Source organism: Pseudomonas sp. RT4P38 (genome assembly GCF_054897765.1).
Genome location: NZ_CM142703.1, coordinates 2,382,431 through 2,398,989 on the forward strand (window position 1 = coordinate 2,382,431; position 16,559 = coordinate 2,398,989).

At 59.8% G+C, this 16,559-nt stretch carries 11 protein-coding genes; 4 read left to right on the top strand and 7 right to left on the bottom strand.

Going from position 1 to position 16,559, the window contains the following annotated elements; genetic code table 11:
* Positions 1-160 precede the first annotated feature (160 nt).
* Positions 161-376: a ribosome modulation factor gene (gene rmf, locus ACYZT7_RS11125; RefSeq protein WP_003223300.1), complete on the bottom strand. Its 216-nt coding sequence runs from the start codon at positions 374-376 to the stop codon at positions 161-163.
* A 529-nt stretch (positions 377-905) separates the two neighbouring features.
* On the opposite strand from rmf, the gene rlmKL reads away from it, so the two are divergent.
* Entirely contained in the window at positions 906-3,176 is a 2,271-nt protein-coding gene (gene rlmKL, locus ACYZT7_RS11130; protein WP_462041056.1) for a bifunctional 23S rRNA (guanine(2069)-N(7))-methyltransferase RlmK/23S rRNA (guanine(2445)-N(2))-methyltransferase RlmL, read from the top strand.
* Between the two features lie 143 nt (positions 3,177-3,319).
* The gene (locus ACYZT7_RS11135; protein WP_462041057.1) at positions 3,320-5,719 is read left to right on the top strand and encodes a sensor domain-containing diguanylate cyclase; all 2,400 of its coding nucleotides are present in this window, start codon (positions 3,320-3,322) and stop codon (positions 5,717-5,719) included.
* Between the two features lie 138 nt (positions 5,720-5,857).
* Here ACYZT7_RS11135 and dacB read toward each other — a convergent pair whose 3' ends face one another.
* Positions 5,858-7,318 carry a D-alanyl-D-alanine carboxypeptidase/D-alanyl-D-alanine endopeptidase gene (dacB, locus tag ACYZT7_RS11140; RefSeq protein ID WP_462041058.1) on the bottom strand — a complete coding sequence of 487 codons (1,461 nt, stop codon included), beginning with the start codon at positions 7,316-7,318 and terminating at the stop codon, positions 5,858-5,860.
* 234 nt (positions 7,319-7,552) lie between these two features.
* Here dacB and ACYZT7_RS11145 point away from each other — a divergent pair, with 234 nt between their 5' ends.
* A complete protein-coding gene (locus ACYZT7_RS11145; RefSeq protein ID WP_007896965.1) occupies positions 7,553-7,897 on the top strand; it encodes a YggL family protein in 345 nt (114 codons plus the stop codon).
* A 48-nt stretch (positions 7,898-7,945) separates the two neighbouring features.
* Here ACYZT7_RS11145 and ACYZT7_RS11150 read toward each other — a convergent pair whose 3' ends face one another.
* Positions 7,946-9,136: a benzoate/H(+) symporter BenE family transporter gene (locus ACYZT7_RS11150; protein WP_462041059.1), complete on the bottom strand. Its 1,191-nt coding sequence runs from the start codon at positions 9,134-9,136 to the stop codon at positions 7,946-7,948.
* A gap of 227 nt (positions 9,137-9,363) precedes the next feature.
* Between ACYZT7_RS11150 and ACYZT7_RS11155 the strand changes: the two genes are divergently transcribed.
* Positions 9,364-10,128, top strand: a complete 765-nt coding sequence (locus ACYZT7_RS11155; RefSeq protein WP_462041060.1) for a GntR family transcriptional regulator — start codon at positions 9,364-9,366, stop codon at positions 10,126-10,128.
* 194 nt (positions 10,129-10,322) lie between these two features.
* Here ACYZT7_RS11155 and guaD read toward each other — a convergent pair whose 3' ends face one another.
* The 4 genes from guaD to xdhA all read right to left on the bottom strand — a co-directional run bounded on the left by guaD (position 10,323) and on the right by xdhA (position 16,455).
* Complete coding sequence (gene guaD / locus ACYZT7_RS11160; protein WP_462041061.1) at positions 10,323-11,627, bottom strand: guanine deaminase; 1,305 nt, start codon at positions 11,625-11,627, stop codon at positions 10,323-10,325.
* 8 nt (positions 11,628-11,635) lie between these two features.
* Positions 11,636-12,481: a xanthine dehydrogenase accessory protein XdhC gene (xdhC, locus tag ACYZT7_RS11165; RefSeq protein ID WP_462041062.1), complete on the bottom strand. Its 846-nt coding sequence runs from the start codon at positions 12,479-12,481 to the stop codon at positions 11,636-11,638.
* Positions 12,482-12,608: 127 nt separating this feature from the next.
* Positions 12,609-15,008: a xanthine dehydrogenase molybdopterin binding subunit gene (gene xdhB / locus ACYZT7_RS11170; RefSeq protein ID WP_462041063.1), complete on the bottom strand. Its 2,400-nt coding sequence runs from the start codon at positions 15,006-15,008 to the stop codon at positions 12,609-12,611.
* Positions 15,001-16,455, bottom strand: a complete 1,455-nt coding sequence (gene xdhA / locus ACYZT7_RS11175) for a xanthine dehydrogenase small subunit (RefSeq protein WP_462041064.1) — start codon at positions 16,453-16,455, stop codon at positions 15,001-15,003. Before xdhA ends, xdhB begins: the two co-directional genes overlap by 8 nt.
* Positions 16,456-16,559: the final 104 nt, after the last annotated feature.

Consider the following 16,559-nt stretch of genomic DNA (forward strand, 5'->3'; position numbering starts at 1 on the left):
CTGTTCCACATTTAAGTGTTTGCAGCTCGAAGTTGAGTTTTTGCAGGCATAAAAAAGGGCTCCTCGAAGGAGCCCCTGGGCCGGAGCCCGCCGCCCGGATGGGGCGTGCGTGGTAAGTCGTTACGTAATCAGATTGTCGTGTCGGAGTGTGTGCCCTGTGTTAGCCGACGGCGTGAAGTTCGTTGAGTCTATGGATTCCCGCAGTGCCGGTCATACCGTCCCAATTGTCGCCGCGTCCTTCTCGCCAGCCGTTAATCCAGGCTTGGCGTACCGACGGTAGAGTAAATGGGCAAAGCTCGCGGGATTTGCCACCAACGCCATATTGATATCCGCGCAAAAATGCTCTTTCCAACGGATCACGCTTAAGTCTTCTCATAGGGTGTTGCCCTCACTTGTTGACTGTATTTATCGCGTCGACCTCAATCGAGGTCTGGCAGAAAAACTCCTGCCGTTGGGGCCCGCTGCCGGCGTCGCGAGCCAAGGTGTTGACGTCATTGCGGTGTCAACCTGTGTTGAGTTCTAACCAATGCGTCACATCGAGGGAATGATCGTTTTGTCATAAGGACGTAACTATTAAGGTGGTATGGCCATAAGTAACACGATGTTGTCCCGTGTTTATTGGCAAAACCCCGGTATGATCGGCCCTGCGCTGCATGATGGATTGAATCCCTAAGTGAGAATGCCTCCTGTTGAACAGGGGGACTATTCGACGAAGGGTCGACTTATGACATTTTGTTGCATCAACTTTTTTATCTGCCTTTGCATCTAAGCTCTTTTAACCCGAGCAGCAAGGGTGGAACGGCACACCTTCGTGCCACGCGGGCGCTCTTTTAGAAAAGCGCCTGATTGAAAACCGGGCCGGCAATGCGTTGTCGGTTCACTTATCCAAAGGCTCTGAAATTCCAATGTCCGATCAATTCGAAATCTTCCTCACTTGCCCAAAAGGCCTTGAAGGCCTGCTCATCGAGGAAGCCGTCGGGCTTGGCCTTGAAGAAGCGCGTGAGCACACCTCTGCCGTGCGCGGCATGGCAACCATGGAAACCGCTTACCGCCTTTGCCTGTGGTCGCGTCTGGCGAACCGGGTGCTGCTGGTGCTCAAGCGTTTCCCGATGAAAGACGCAGAAGACCTCTATCACGGCGTGCTGGATATCGAGTGGCAAGACCACATGCTCAACGATGGCACCCTGGCCGTCGAGTTCAGCGGTCACGGCTCGGGCATCGACAACACCCACTTCGGCGCCTTGAAGGTCAAGGACGCCATCGTCGACAAACTGCGCACGCCGCAAGGCGACCGTCCATCCATCGACAAGCTCAATCCGGACCTGCGCATTCACCTGCGCCTGGATCGCGGCGAAGCGATCCTGTCCCTCGACCTCTCCGGCCACAGCCTGCATCAGCGCGGCTATCGCTTGCAGCAGGGCGCAGCGCCGCTGAAGGAAAACCTCGCGGCAGCGATCCTGATCCGTTCCGGTTGGCCTCGCATTGCGGCCGATGGCGGCGCGCTGGCTGACCCGATGTGCGGTGTCGGTACGTTCCTGGTGGAAGCGGCGATGATCGCCGCCGACATGGCGCCGAACCTGCGCCGCGAGCAGTGGGGCTTCACCGCCTGGCTCGGTCACGTCCCCGCGCTGTGGAAAAAACTGCACGAAGAAGCCTCCGACCGTGCCGCTGCCGGCCTGGCCAAGCCACCGCTGTGGATTCGCGGTTACGAAGCCGATCCGCGCCTGATTCAACCGGGCCGCAACAACGTCGAACGTGCCGGCCTGAGCGAGTGGATCAAGATCTACCAGGGCGAAGTCGGGACGTTCGAGCCGCGTCCGGACCAGAACCAGAAAGGTCTGGTGATCTGCAACCCGCCGTACGGCGAGCGTCTGGGTGACGAAGCGAGCTTGCTCTATCTCTACCAGAACCTCGGCGAACGTCTGCGTCAGGCCTGCTTGAACTGGGAAGCGGCGGTGTTCACCGGCGCCCCGGACCTGGGCAAGCGCATGGGCATCCGCAGCCACAAACAGTATTCGTTCTGGAACGGCGCCTTGCCGTGCAAATTGCTGCTGATCAAAGTCACGCCGGACCAGTTCGTCACTGGCGAACGTCGCACCCCGGAGCAGCGTCAGGTCGAGCGTGAGCAGGCCGAAGTCGAGGTCGCAGACAACGACGTAGCACCTGGCAAGTACGAGAAGTACAACAAGAACGGCAACCCGATCAAACCGGCACCGGTAGTGATTGAGCAGCCGCGCTTGAGCGAAGGCGGGCAGATGTTTGCCAACCGTCTGCAAAAGAACCTCAAGGCCCTCGGCAAGTGGGTCAAGCGTGAAGGCATCGACTGCTACCGCGTCTACGATGCCGACATGCCGGAATACTCCATGGCCATCGACCTGTATCAGGATTGGGTCCACGTCCAGGAATACGCCGCGCCGAAATCCATCGATCCGGAAAAAGCCTCGGCGCGTATGTTCGATGCCCTGGCCGCCATTCCGCAGGCCCTGAACATCGACAAGAGCCGCGTGGTGGTCAAGCGTCGCGAGCGTCAGAGCGGCACCAAGCAGTACGAACGCCAAGCGGCACAGGGCAAGTTCGTCGAGGTCAACGAAGGTGGCGTGAAGCTGCTGGTCAACCTCACCGACTACCTCGACACCGGGCTGTTTCTCGATCACCGGCCAATGCGCATGCGGATTCAGAAAGAGGCGGCCGGCAAGCGCTTCCTCAACCTGTATAGCTACACCGCAACCGCCAGTGTTCACGCAGCCAAGGGCGGCGCACGCAGCACCACCAGCGTCGACTTGTCGAAAACCTATCTGGACTGGGCGCGTCGCAACCTGTCGCTGAACGGTTTCTCTGACAAGAACCGTCTGGAGCAGGGCGATGTGATGGCCTGGCTCGATGCCTGCCGTGACGAATACGACCTGATCTTCATCGACCCGCCGACGTTTTCCAACTCCAAGCGCATGGAAGGGATCTTCGACGTGCAGCGCGACCAGGTGCAATTGATCGATCTGGCCATGGCGCGTTTGGCACCGGGCGGCGTGTTGTACTTCTCCAATAACTTCCGCAAGTTCCAGCTCGAGGAAAACCTCACCGAGCGTTATGCCGTAGAAGAAATCACCGCCCAGACCATCGATCCGGATTTCGCCCGTAATGGCAAGATCCACCGGGCATGGAAAATCATGGCTCGTTGACACTCCAGGGGATTGGATCCACAGAGCCTTGATTTTTAAAGGCTCTTGGCTTCTTTCTGTGCTGGTCAAATTGATGGCTAATAGCTATAACTCAACGCATGGCCAATGGGCTTTCCCCGCACCTGGCGTTTTGAGTTGCGTCTATGTCGTTGCACGCTGTGCGCCCGAAGATCCTGGGTTTTATCAGTGAAGATGCCTCGGCCTGGTTGGTCGCGCTGCTGGTATTGGTTGTCGGCGCAATTCTCACGGGATTGCTGGCGTGGTCGACGCTGAATCTGTTTCACCATCAATTGCGGCAACGTTTCCAACTGCTGGCCAGTGAACGTTACAGCCGTATCGAAGAACGTTTCGAAGATCAGGAGCAGCGCCTCGATGGCCTGCGCCGGTTCTTTGCCAATTCCGATTCGGTCTCCCGCGAGGAGTTCGACGGTTACACCCAACCGCTGCTGCACCGGGCTCAGGCCTATACCTTCGCCAAGCGGGTGACCGGTGCCGACCGAGCGGAATTTGAACGCCAGGTACGTGCAGAGGGTTTACCCGACTTCACCCTGCGTGAACTCAATGCCGACGGCCAGTTGCAACTGGCGGCCGAACGGGATGAGTACGTGGCGGTGCTTTATAGCCAGACTCAAAGCAAGCTTGGCTCGCCACTGGGCGACGACTTGTTGGCTCAACCCTTGCGCCGTTCCACCCTTGAACGGGCCGATCAGCACGGCGACATGGCGGTATCGCAGCCGATGCATCTGGTCAATATCGAGCCGGCCTATGCACGCGGCGTGCTACTGGTCGCGCCGGTGCTGCTGCGCAATAGCCCGGCCACGGCGGAGTTGAAACCGTTCGGTTATGTCATGGCCGTGATCAGCATGCGCCAGTTGCTGGCGGACGGGTTGCCGGAGGCGGGGCGTGACTACCTTTCGGTGCGCATCCTCGACTTATCCACAGATGATCAGCACGAAGTGCTTTATGAGTCTCCCAACACACCGGCCCCCAGTGAATTGGCCGCGACCCGGCTGCTTCGGCTCGCCGACCATGACTATCAAGTCGACATTCAGCCCAGCGATGCCTTCCTGAAAGCCAACCACTCTTCGGTGACCAGCCTGGTAGTGCTGGGTGGCTTGCTCAGTCTGTTGCTCAGTGCCTTGCTCTATGTGCTGGTCAGTCAGCGTCAACGGGCGCTGAAAATGGTCGAGCAACGGACCCAGGAACTGCGCGCCCGCGAGCAGGAGTTGCGCGGCACCCATGGCCAGTTGCGCGGCGTGCTGAATGCCGCGACCCAGGTGGCGATCATCGCCACTGACTTGCGCGGGGTCATCAGTACCTTTAATGCCGGTGCAGAGCAAATGCTCGGCTACACCAGCGCTGAGGTGGTGGGCCACATGACTTTGGAAAACCTGCACCTGCCCCGTGAGCTCCTTGCACGCTCGGCGGAGTTGAGTGCGCGCTATGGCAAGCTGATTCCGACCTGCCAGGCGATGTTGGTCGAGGGCGGCGAGGAGGGCGGGCACGAAGCGCGGGAATGGACGCTGCTACGTAGCGACGGCAGCCATTTGACGGTGAACATGCTCGCGACCCCGGTACTCGACGAGCAAGGCCTGTGGGTCGGGCACTTGGCGATCTGTATCGACATCACTGAGCGCAAGCGGGTCCACGAGGCCCTGGCGGCACGGGACTTGTTGCTGAAGAAACTCAGCGCTCATGTGCCCGGCGGAATCTACCAGTTCAAGATGGAGTTCGATGGGCGCTTCAGCGTGATCTACGCCAGCGACGGCATTCGCGAGATCTACGAACTTGAACCGGATGTGCTGTTGCTCAACGCCGAAGCGATTTTCACGCGAATTCATCCGCAGGACACCACCCGAGTCCGCGCCTCGATCCGGGCGTCGGCGGACACCCTCAGCCCTTGGCGCGAGGAATACCGCGTGCAGCTGCCCTTGCGCGGCCTGCGTTGGGTTCGTGGCGAGGCGACGCCGGAGGAACTGCCCGGTGGCGGCGTGCTCTGGCATGGCTACATCTCGGACATCTCCGACCTCAAGCGGGTGCAAGAAGAATTGCGCGCGCTGTCGATCACTGACGCGCTGACCGGGATCCACAACCGCCGCTATTTCCAGGAACGCCTGACCACCGAAATGGTCCGGGTCGAGCGCGGGGGCGGCGAACTGTCGGTGATCATGCTCGATATCGACCACTTCAAACGTATCAATGACCAGCATGGCCACGCTGTCGGCGATCGGGTGTTGCAGATCGTGTGCGAACGCATCGGCCATCGGCTGCGCCGCACCGACGTGTTCTGTCGCCTGGGTGGCGAGGAGTTCATGGTGCTTTGCCCGGACATCGACGGCGGCCATGCGCATGTCCTGGCCTTGCAGTTATGGCAAGGGTTGCGCAGTTCGCCGATCGAAGGCGTCGGGACAGTGACCGCAAGTTTCGGGATTGCCAGTTGGCGAGTCGGCGAGGGCCCGGATGCGCTGCTACTGCGGGCGGATTCGGGGGTGTATGCGGCGAAACAGGCAGGACGGGATCGGGTAGAAGGGGAGATGAGTTAGCCAAGGCTGTACACAATCCCTGTGGGAGCGAGCTTGCTCGCGATGAGGTCTTCACATTCAACAGTGATGTTGGCTGTCGTACCGCTATCGCGAGCAAGCTCGCTCCCACAATTGATCTCCAGTGCTTGGAGTATCCGGTTACAACACCGAAGCCGTTTCCGGCAATTTCGGCTGGCGATACAGGTCCAGCAGCACCTGATCCAGCACCGAAGAAGCACCAAACGGTGCCTTGTCGTTGAGGATCGCCACCACCGCCCAGGTATTGCCGTTGATGTCGCGGCTGAAGCCGGCAATGGCCCGAACGGTATTCAGGGTGCCGGTCTTGATGTGCGCTTCACCGCGCATCGCCGTGGTCTTCAGGCGTTTGCGCATGGTGCCGTCAGTGCCGGCAATCGGCATCGAGCTGATGAACTCGGCCGAGTAAGGGCTTTTCCAGGCCGCTTGCAGCATGCCCGCCAATTCACGCGCACTCACGCGCTCGGCACGGGACAGACCGGAACCGTTCTCCATCACCAGGTGCGGCGCGGTGATGCCTTTCTTCGCCAGCCACTGACGCACGACACGCTGCGCAGCCTTGGCATCATCGCCGTCGGCCTCGGTGCGGAACTGTGCGCCCAAACTCAGGAACAGTTGCTGAGCCATGGTGTTATTACTGTATTTGTTGATGTCGCGGATGATTTCCGCCAGGTCCGGCGAGAAGGCCCGAGCCAGGACCTTGGCGTTTTTGGGCGTTGGCGCCAGACGGTCCACGCCCTGAATGCTGCCGCCCAGCTCCTTCCAGATCGCCCGCACGGCGCCCGCGGTGTAGGTCGCGTGGTCGAGCAGCGACAGATAAGTCTGGGAGCTGCAGCCCTCGCCCAACTGGCCGCCGACCGTCACGGTCACGCTGCCATCGGCCTGGGTCACCGGGTTGTAACGCACGCCACCGGTGCATTGCTTGGAGTTGACGGCTTTGACTTGGTTTTCGATGCGAATCGTGGCAATCGGCGGTTCTACCGAAACCAGAACCCTGCCGTTGTCGTTACGCGCCACAAAACGCAGGGCCTTGAGGTTGACCAACAGCGAATCGGGTTTGACCAGGAACGGTTTGTTGTCGTCATTGCCGTCGTCGTTGAACACGGGCAGCTGCGGTTGCACGAAGAAGTTGCGGTCCAGCACCAGGTCGCCGGTGATTTGCGTCACGCCATTGGCCCGCAGGTCGCGCATCAGCAGCCAGAGTTTTTCCATGTTCAGCTTCGGATCGCCGCCACCCTTGAGGTAGAGGTTACCGTTGAGGATGCCGCCACTGAGGGTGCCATCGGTGTAGAACTCGGTTTTCCACTGGTGGTTCGGGCCGAGCATTTCCAGGGCCGCGTAAGTGGTGACCAGTTTCATGGTCGAGGCCGGGTTGACCGATACGTCAGCGTTGTAAATGGTCGGGGTGCCAGGGCCGTTGAGCGGGATCATCACCAGCGACAAGGCGTTGTTCGGCATTTTGCTGGCCTTGATGGCCTTTTCAACGTTGGGCGTCAGCCCGGTGTTGATGGGGGCAGCGGAAACGGAGAAGGCCAGGGGAAGCAGAAAACCGGCCAGCAACAATGGACGCAAAGATTTGATCATGTGAAATAAAACCCTACAGCCGAGGGGGAAAAAGACGAGGGCATGAAGATAAATTCCCTCAGCGGTCATGAAAGTGTCGGCATTATGCCCCAAGGTGTAGCGGCTTGTGCCGTACCCTGGTCGTCTAATCCGCTATTTTTTTACCGACGGTAGGGCCTGCAACCCAGAGAGACGGGCAATCGGCGCCTTAAACTGCTAAAGTGCCGCCCGTTATTACTTATGAGGATTGTTCCAATGGCGACTAACCGTTCCCAGCGTCTGCGCAAAAAACTGTGCGTCGATGAATTTCAAGAGCTGGGTTTCGAACTGAACCTGGATTTCAAAGAAGATTTGGCTGATGAAGCCATTGATGCTTTCCTCGACGCGTTCCTGAAAGAAGCCATGGAAGCCAACGGTCTGGGCTATGTTGGCGGCGACGACTTCGGTCTGGTTTGCCTGCAGAAACGTGGCTCGGTTTCCGAAGAGCAGCGTGCCGCTGTTGAAGCCTGGCTCAAAGGCCGCAGCGAACTGACTGAAGCAACCGTCAGCCCGCTGATCGACGTCTGGTACCCGGAAAAGCCGATCAATCCGGTAGCTTGATGTTCTAAAAAACGGCGACCCAAGGGTCGCCGTTTTTTTGTGAAGATTTTAGCTTTTACGCCAGTTCAGAATCACCAGCGTCAACACCCCCGCCACAATCCCCCAGAACGCCGAACCGATGGAAAACAGCGTCAGCCCCGACGCCGTGACCATAAAGGTGATCAGCGCCGCTTCACGTTCCTTCACTTCGCTCATGGCAATGCTCAAGCCATTGATGATCGAGCCGAACAAGGCCAGTGCCGCAATCGACAGCACCAACTCTTTCGGCAGCGCGGTAAACAACGCTGCCAGCGTTGCGCCGAACACACCGGCGATCCCGTAGAAAATCCCGCACCAGACGGCCGCCGTGTAGCGCCTGTTACGATCCTCATGGGCATGCGGCCCGGTGCAAATCGCCGCACTGATGGCCGCCAGGTTGATCCCGTGGGAACCGAACGGCGCCAGCAGTAATGAGGCGATGCCGGTCGTGGTGATCAGCGGCGAAGCCGGCACGGTGTAACCGTCAGCGCGCAGCACGGCGATGCCCGGCATGTTCTGCGACGTCATTGCCACGACAAACAGTGGGATGCCGATGCTGATGGTCGCGGCCAGGGAGAAGTGCGGCGTGGTCCAGACCGGCGTCGCCACTTCCAGATGGAAACCGCTGAAATCCAGCAGCCCCATGAACCCTGATAGCGCCGTGCCGATCAACAGCGCGGCCAACACGGCATAACGCGGCGACAGGCGTTTGACCACCAGATAAGTGAAGAACATCCCCAGTACCAGAGCAGTGCGATGCTGGGCGGCGACGAAGATTTCGCTGCCGATCTTGAACAGAATTCCCGCCAGCAAAGCTGCGGCCAATGACGCTGGAATCTTTTTCACCAGCCGTTCGAAGCTGCCGGTCAAACCACAAACCGTCACCAGCACCGCGCAGGTAATGTAAGCACCGATGGCTTCGCCGTACGTCACGCCGCCCAGACTGGTGATCAGCAACGCCGCGCCGGGGGTCGACCAGGCGATCGTGATGGGGGTGCGATAGCGCAAAGACAGGCCAATCGAGCACACCGCCATGCCAATGGAGATCGCCCAGATCCACGACGAAATCTGCCCGCTGGTCAGACCTGCCGCTTGCCCGGCCTGGAACATCAGGACCAGCGAGCTGGTGTAACCGGTCATCATCGCGATGAAGCCGGCGACGATCGCCGAAGGCGACGTATCGGCCAAAGGGCGGAGCTGCGTGTGCGTGGCGTCGTTCATGACCGCGGTGTTCCTTATACTTTTGAAAGGTAGAACCCGGGTTCAAGCCTAAACTCAAAAGTAACCAAGCGTTGCAATACAGCCGAGGCCGCAAACAGCCGTACAGTCGTGTTGCCACCCTCCATTGTGTACAATCGCAGTGTTTTTTACGCGATACTTGCCAGCGACCCACTGTGCCGTATTACAGTCACGGTCAATTCGCCGCAGTTCTTCCGACTCGAGTGCCCATGAACGAACAGTTGCAACCCCTAAAGAAACAACCGCGAGCAGGCAAAGCCGGCCGTAGCGGTACCCAGGACGATATTGTCTACGCGCATATCTTCGAGGCCATCCTCGAACAGCGTCTGGCGCCCGGCACCAAGTTGAGCGAAGAAGCGCTGGGGGAAATTTTCGGGGTCAGTCGCACCATCATTCGCCGCGCGCTGTCGCGCCTGGCCCATGAAGGCGTCGTGCTGCTGCGTCCGAACCGTGGCGCTGTCGTCGCCAGCCCGAGTGTCGAAGAGGCTCGCCAAGTGTTCCTCGCACGACGTCTGGTGGAGCGGGCGATCACTGAACTGGCGGTGCAACACGCCACTGCCGAGCAGATCGCTGAATTGCGGCAGATGGTCGACGACGAGCGCGACAGCTTCTCCCGTGGCGATCGCGGTGCCGGTATCCGTCTGTCGGGCGAGTTCCACTTGAAGTTGGCCGAAGCGGCGAAAAACGCGCCGCTGATCAGCTTCCAGCGCAGCCTGGTGTCCCAGACTTCGTTGATCATTGCCCAGTACGAAAGCGGCAATCGCTCCCACTGTTCCTACGATGAGCACACCCAACTGATCGACGCCATCGAAGCGCGCAACGCTGAGCTGGCGGTGGACCTGATGATGCATCACATGGATCACATCGACAGCAAACTCAACCTCGACGAAGAAAGCGCGTCGGATGATTTGCATGCAGTGTTCTCGCATTTGTTGCAGACCAAGAAGCCAGGGCGGCCGGCCGCCAAGCTATAAGTCAGACCGAGTCGCGCCCATCGTCGGAACGCCGCCCGGAGCCAGCTCGCTCCCACAGGGTTTTATGTTGAATGCAGATCCTGTGTCCACCAGCGATCAACTGTGGGAGCGAGCTTGCTCGCGATAGCGGAATGACAGGCAATAAAAATCCCCCGGGCTGTAAAGCTGCGGGGGATTTTTATGCCCGAAAGCTTTTAGCGCTGATGCACCTGATTACCCGCCGCATACGTCTGCAGAACAGTCCGGTCATCCCCCAGCGTCATCAATACAAACAACGTTTCGGCAATGTTATTGGCCTGCTTCAAGCGATAGCTCAGCAGCGGCGTGGCGTTGTAGTCCAGTACCAGGAAGTCGGCGTCGGTGCCCGGTTGCAGGGTGCCAATCTTGTCTTCCAGGCGCAACGCGCGGGCGCCGCCGAGGGTCGCCAGGTACAGCGACTTGAACGGGCTCAGTCGCGCACCTTGCATCTGCATGACCTTGTAGGCTTCGTTCAGGGTCTGCAGCAGTGAGAAACTAGTGCCGCCACCGACGTCTGTGCCCAAACCAACATTCAATTTGTGCTTCTCGGCCATCGGCAGGTTGAACAGGCCGCTGCCGAGGAAAAAGTTCGAGGTCGGGCAGAAGGCGATCGCCGAGCCGGTTTCCGCCAGCCGCGCGCACTCGTCGTCGCACAGGTGCACGCCGTGGGCGAATACCGAGCGCTCGCCGAGCAGTTTGTAGTGGTCGTAGACGTCCAGGTAGCCCTTGCGCTCCGGAAACAGCTCCTTGACCCACTCGACTTCCTTGAGGTTTTCGCTGATGTGGGTCTGCATGTACAGGTCCGGGTATTCGCTGAGCAACTGGCCGGCGAGGGTCAGTTGTTCCGGGGTGCTGGTCGGGGCGAAGCGCGGGGTGACCGCGTAGTGCAGGCGACCCTTGCCGTGCCAGCGGTCGATCAGCGCCTTGCTTTCGACATAGCTGGATTCAGCGGTGTCGGTCAGGTAGTCCGGGGCGTTGCGGTCCATCATCACTTTGCCGGCGATCATCCGCAGGTCCAGCTGCTCGGCGGCCTCGAAAAACGAGTTCACCGATTGCGGGTGCACGCTGCCGAATACTAGCGCAGTCGTGGTGCCGTTGCGCAGCAGTTCCTTGATGAAAATGCCCGCGACTTCGTCGGCGTGAGCCTTGTCGGCGAACTGGCTTTCGCACGGGAAGGTGTAGGTGTTGAGCCAGTCCAGCAACTGCTCGCCGTAGGCGCCGACCATGCCGGTTTGCGGCAAGTGAATGTGGGTGTCGATGAAGCCTGGGGTGATCAACGCATCCTGGTAATGGGTGATTTCGATGTCAGTCGGCAGGGTCGGCAGCAATTCGCTGGCGTGGCCGACGGCGCTGATCTGGCCGTTATCGACCACCAGCAGGCCGTCCTCGAAATACTCGTACGAGGCTTCGATGCCCACTTCAGCGGGGTCGGCGATGCTGTGCAGAATGGCGGCGCGGTAGGCTTTGCGAGTCAGAGGCATAAAATTTCTCAATTCGTGGCTTGGCTGCGGCGTGAAGCAGGCAGCAGTTTGGCGATCGATGATCCGGCGCTGGCAGTGTGCTGGCCGAAATTGGCGTTATAGGTGGCGATGATTTCGCCGGCGATGGAGATGGCGATTTCCACAGGCAACTTGCCTTTGACTTCGCCGATGCCCATCGGGCAGCGCATGCGTTGCAGCACGGCGCTGTCGAAACCACGGTCACGCAAACGGTGTTCGAATTTCACTCGTTTGGTCTTCGAACCGATCAGGCCGAAGTAGGCGAAGTCGTTGCGCTTGAGGATCGCGGCGGTGAGTTCGAGGTCGAGCTGATGGTTGTGGGTCATGACGATGCAATAGCTGCCGGCAGGCAGGTCATCGATTTCATCCACAGGTTCCTCGGCGACGATTTTGCGTACGCCGTGGGGGATCTGTTCAGGGAACTCGGCTTCCCGCGAATCGATCCAGCGCACCCGGCAGGGCAGGCTGGCGAGCAGCGGCACCAGCGCCCGACCGACATGGCCGGCACCGAACACGGCGATCTGCGCCTGAACCTGGCCCATCGGCTCGAACAGCAACACGGTCACGCCGCCGCAGCACTGGCCCAGACTGGCGCCGAGGCTGAAGCGCTCCAGATGGGTGTCCTGTTTACCGCTGGCCAGCATCTCGCGGCCGATCTGCATGGCCTTGTATTCCAGATGCCCGCCACCGATGGTGTCGAAGGCCTGGGTGGCGCTGATGACCATCTTCGAACCGGCATTGCGCGGCGTTGAGCCGAGCTCTTCGATGATGGTCACCAACACGCAGGGTTCACCCCGGGTTTGCAGGTCGGCGAGGGCGTCGATCCAGTTGTACATGTTTCACCTCGACATCTCTGTTGTCTGTCAGTCCGCCATCGCGAGCAAGCTCGCTCCCACATTGGATTGGTGGCGTTCACAAATCCCCTGTGGGAGCGAGCTTGCTCGCGATGGCCGCGCCTCGGTCTTACAGCGAAGCCAACTCAGGCTCAGCCGCAACAGCTTTCGCCACCGTCAACTGGCGCATCTGCTCACACCCCCACAACACCCGCTCCGGCGTCGCCGGCGCGTCGATTTTCGGTTGATGCTTGTAGTCGCCAAGGCTCGCCACAGCGTCCTTGATCGCACACCACGCCGCGATGCCAAGCATGAATGGCGGCTCACCCACGGCCTTGGAATGGAACACCGTGTCTTCCGGGTTTTTACGGTTTTCCACCAGCTTCACGCGCAGGTCCAGCGGCATGTCCGCCACCGCCGGGATCTTGTAGCTGGCCGGGCCGTTGGTCATCAGTTTGCCTTTGTTGTTCCACACCAGTTCCTCCATGGTCAGCCAACCCATGCCCTGGATGAAACCGCCCTCGACCTGACCGATGTCGATCGCCGGGTTCAGCGAGTCGCCGACGTCATGCAAAATGTCGGTGCGCAGCATCTTGTACTCGCCGGTCAAGGTGTCGATGATCACCTCGCAACAGGCTGCACCGAAGGCGTAGTAGTAAAACGGCCGACCGCGAGCCTGACTGCGGTCGTAGAAGATTTTCGGGGTCTTGTAGAACCCGGTGCTCGACAGCGACACCTGGGCGAAATACGCCTGCTGGATCAGCGCTTCAAAGGTCAGGATGTGATCGCGAACCCGCACGTGACCGTTGTGGAATTCCACGTCTTCTTCGCTGACCTTGTACTGCCGCGCGGCAAATTCAACCAGGCGTTTCTTGATGATTTCAGCGGCGTTCTGCGCGGCTTTACCGTTCAAGTCGGCACCGCTGGAAGCGGCGGTCGGCGAGGTGTTCGGGACCTTGTCCGTGTTGGTCGCGGTGATCTGCACGCGGTTCATTTCCACCTGGAACACTTCAGCCACGACCTGCGCGACTTTGGTGTTCAAACCCTGGCCCATTTCAGTGCCGCCATGGTTCAGGTGGATGCTGCCGTCGGTGTAGATGTGGATCAGTGCACCGGCCTGATTGAGGAAGCTGGCGGTGAAGGAAATACCGAATTTCACCGGGGTCAGCGCCAGGCCTTTTTTCAGGATCGGGCTGTTGGCGTTGTAGCGACGAATCGCTTCGCGGCGCTCGGCGTACTGGCTGCTTTCTTCGAGTTCGGCGGTCATTTCCTCGAGCATGTTGTGCTCGACGGTCTGGTAGTAATGGGTGACGTTGCGCTCGGTCTTGCCATAGTAGTTGGCCTTGCGCACGGCCAGCGGATCAAGGGCCAGATGGCGGGCAATCGCGTCCATCACTTCTTCGATGGCAACCATCCCCTGCGGGCCGCCGAAACCCCGGTAAGCGGTGTTCGACGCGGTGTTGGTCTTGCAGCGATGACCGTTGATGGTCGCATCGCCCAGGTAGTACGAGTTGTCGGCGTGGAACATCGCACGGTCAACAATCGACGCCGACAAGTCTGGCGAGCAACCACAGTTACCGGCCAGTTCCAGGGCGATGCCGTGCAGCCGACCGGTGCTGTCGAAGCCCACGTCGTATTCGACGTAGAACGGGTGACGCTTGCCGGTCATCAGCATGTCTTCGACGCGCGGCAGGCGCATCTTGGTCGGCTGGCCGGTGAGGTGCGCGATAACCGCGCACAGGCACGCCGGGCTGGCGGCCTGGGTTTCCTTGCCGCCGAAACCACCGCCCATGCGGCGCATGTCGACGACGATTTTGTTCATCGACACATCGAGCACTTCGGCGACGAGCTTCTGCACTTCGGTGGGGTTCTGCGTCGAGCAGTAGACGATCATCCCGCCGTCTTCAGTCGGCATCACCGAAGAGATCTGGGTTTCCAGATAGAAGTGTTCCTGGCCACCGATGTGCAGCGTGCCCTGGATGCGATGCTCGGCAGTTGCCAAAGCGCCGGCCGAATCGCCGCGCTGATGGGTGTGGCTGTCGAGTACAAAGTGGCGTTTGCGCAGGGCTTCGACCACGTCCAGAACAGGTTCCAGATCCTCGTATTCGATGATCGCGGCCATGGCGGCTTTTCGTGCGGTTTCCAGGTCTTTCGCGGCGACGGCGAGCACCGGTTGACCGACGAATTGCACATCGTCGATGGCCAGCAGCGGGTCGCCCGGCAGCAATGGACCGATGTCTTTCAAGCCCGGCACATCTTTGTGGGTGATGGCGATGCGCACGCCTTCGAAGGCGTAGCAAGGCCGGGTGTCGATGCTGATGATTTTCGCGTGGGCGCGGTCCGACAGGCGTGCGTAAACGTGCAGCTGATTCGGGAATTCCAGACGGTCGTCGATGTACTGCGCTTCACCGGACACATGCTTGTCGGCGCTGTCGTGTTTGACGCTGCGGCCGACGCCGGTGGTCAGGTCCTTGGCGAACAGTTCAGCCAGTTCGGCTTGAGTCTTCTCTACAGCGTGATGATTAGACATAAGCGGTCACCCGAGTCTCGATGTGCGGTGTTTGCAGTTCGATGAAGTATTTACGCAGCAGGTTCTGCGCGCTGAGCAGGCGGTATTCCTTGCTGGCGCGGAAATCCGAGAGCGGCGTGAAATCTTCGGCCAATGCGGTGCAGGCGCGTTCGACGGTGTCGTTGTTCCAAGTGGCGCCGAGCAATACAGCTTCGCAGGCCTTGGCACGTTTTGGTGTAGCCGCCATGCCGCCGAAGGCGACGCGGGCGTCGGCGATCACGCCATTATCGATGCGCAGGTTGAACGCGGCGCAGACGGCGGAAATGTCATCGTCCAGACGTTTCGATACTTTGTAGGCGCGGAACAGTTGTTCGGCGCTGGCACGCGGCACGATGATCTTCTCAATGAACTCGCTTTCCTGACGCGCGGTGACCCGGTAATCGATGAAATAATCTTCAAGGGCCATGGTGCGGCGGACTTCGCCTTTGCACAGGACAATCTGTGCGCCGAGTGCAATCAGCAGTGGTGGGGAGTCACCGATCGGCGAAGCGTTGCCGATGTTGCCGCCGAGGGTGCCCTGGTTGCGGATCTGCAACGAAGCGAAGCGCTGCAGCAATTCGCCGAAGTCCGGGTACTCGGCTTTCAAGGCTTCATAGCAATCGGAGAGGGCTGTGGCGGCGCCGATTTCCAGGCGGTCGTCGAAGCGCTCGATGCGCTTCATCTCGGCGACGTTGCCGACGTAGATCATCACCGGCAGGGTGCGGTGGAACTGCGTGACTTCTAGCGCCAGATCCGTGCCACCGGCCAGCAGGCGGGCTTGTGGATAAGCATCGTAAAGGTCAGCCAGATCGGCAACGGTCAGCGGCACCAGGCAGCGCTTGTCGCCACTGTTGAGTTCGCCGATGTCGGTGGGGGCGATGGCCTTCAGGCGAGCGATGGTGTCTGCTTCGCGGGCGTCGAACTGATCCGTTTGCTTGCCGCAGCAGGATTGTTCGGCGGCAGCCAGAATCGGCCGATAGCCGGTGCAGCGGCAGAGGTTGCCGGCCAGGGCTTCGTGGGCTTTATGAGCATCCGGTTGATCGCTGTTCTTTTGCAGCGCGAACAGCGACATCACGAAGCCGGGTGTGCAAAAACCGCACTGCGACCCGTGGCACTCAACCATGGCTTTCTGCACGCTGTGCAGCTCGCCCTGGTGCTTGAGGTCTTCAACGCTGATCAATTGTTTGCCATGCAGTGACGAAACGAACGTCAGGCACGAGTTGAGGCTGCGATAGCGAATGTGTTCTCGGCCATCGTCATCCATTTGCAGCTCGCCTACCACCACGGTGCACGCTCCGCAGTCACCGCTGGCGCAGCCTTCTTTGGTGCCGGGTTTGCCCACATGGTCGCGCAGATAATTGAGCACGGTCAGGTTTGGGTCCAGGGCGTGCTCGCTACGGAGTTCCTGGTTAAGTAAAAACTGGATCACGGAAGGCCTCGCAGACTCATTATTGTTGTTACCGACTTGAACCGAATTTATCAGGTCTGACTTTCCGGTCAATGATTTTCTGACTTAAAGGTCAGGAAATAGCA

What these genes read in the sequence shown, in the direction of transcription:
- rmf (WP_003223300.1), bottom strand. Translation starts at nt 376, where the DNA reads ATGAGAAGACTTAAGCGTGATCCGTTGGAAAGAGCATTTTTGCGCGGA.
- rlmKL (WP_462041056.1), top strand. Translation starts at nt 906, where the DNA reads ATGTCCGATCAATTCGAAATCTTCCTCACTTGCCCAAAAGGCCTTGAA.
- ACYZT7_RS11135 (WP_462041057.1), top strand. Translation starts at nt 3,320, where the DNA reads ATGTCGTTGCACGCTGTGCGCCCGAAGATCCTGGGTTTTATCAGTGAA.
- dacB (WP_462041058.1), bottom strand. Translation starts at nt 7,318, where the DNA reads ATGATCAAATCTTTGCGTCCATTGTTGCTGGCCGGTTTTCTGCTTCCC.
- ACYZT7_RS11145 (WP_007896965.1), top strand. Translation starts at nt 7,553, where the DNA reads ATGGCGACTAACCGTTCCCAGCGTCTGCGCAAAAAACTGTGCGTCGAT.
- ACYZT7_RS11150 (WP_462041059.1), bottom strand. Translation starts at nt 9,136, where the DNA reads ATGAACGACGCCACGCACACGCAGCTCCGCCCTTTGGCCGATACGTCG.
- ACYZT7_RS11155 (WP_462041060.1), top strand. Translation starts at nt 9,364, where the DNA reads ATGAACGAACAGTTGCAACCCCTAAAGAAACAACCGCGAGCAGGCAAA.
- guaD (WP_462041061.1), bottom strand. Translation starts at nt 11,627, where the DNA reads ATGCCTCTGACTCGCAAAGCCTACCGCGCCGCCATTCTGCACAGCATC.
- xdhC (WP_462041062.1), bottom strand. Translation starts at nt 12,481, where the DNA reads ATGTACAACTGGATCGACGCCCTCGCCGACCTGCAAACCCGGGGTGAA.
- xdhB (WP_462041063.1), bottom strand. Translation starts at nt 15,008, where the DNA reads ATGTCTAATCATCACGCTGTAGAGAAGACTCAAGCCGAACTGGCTGAA.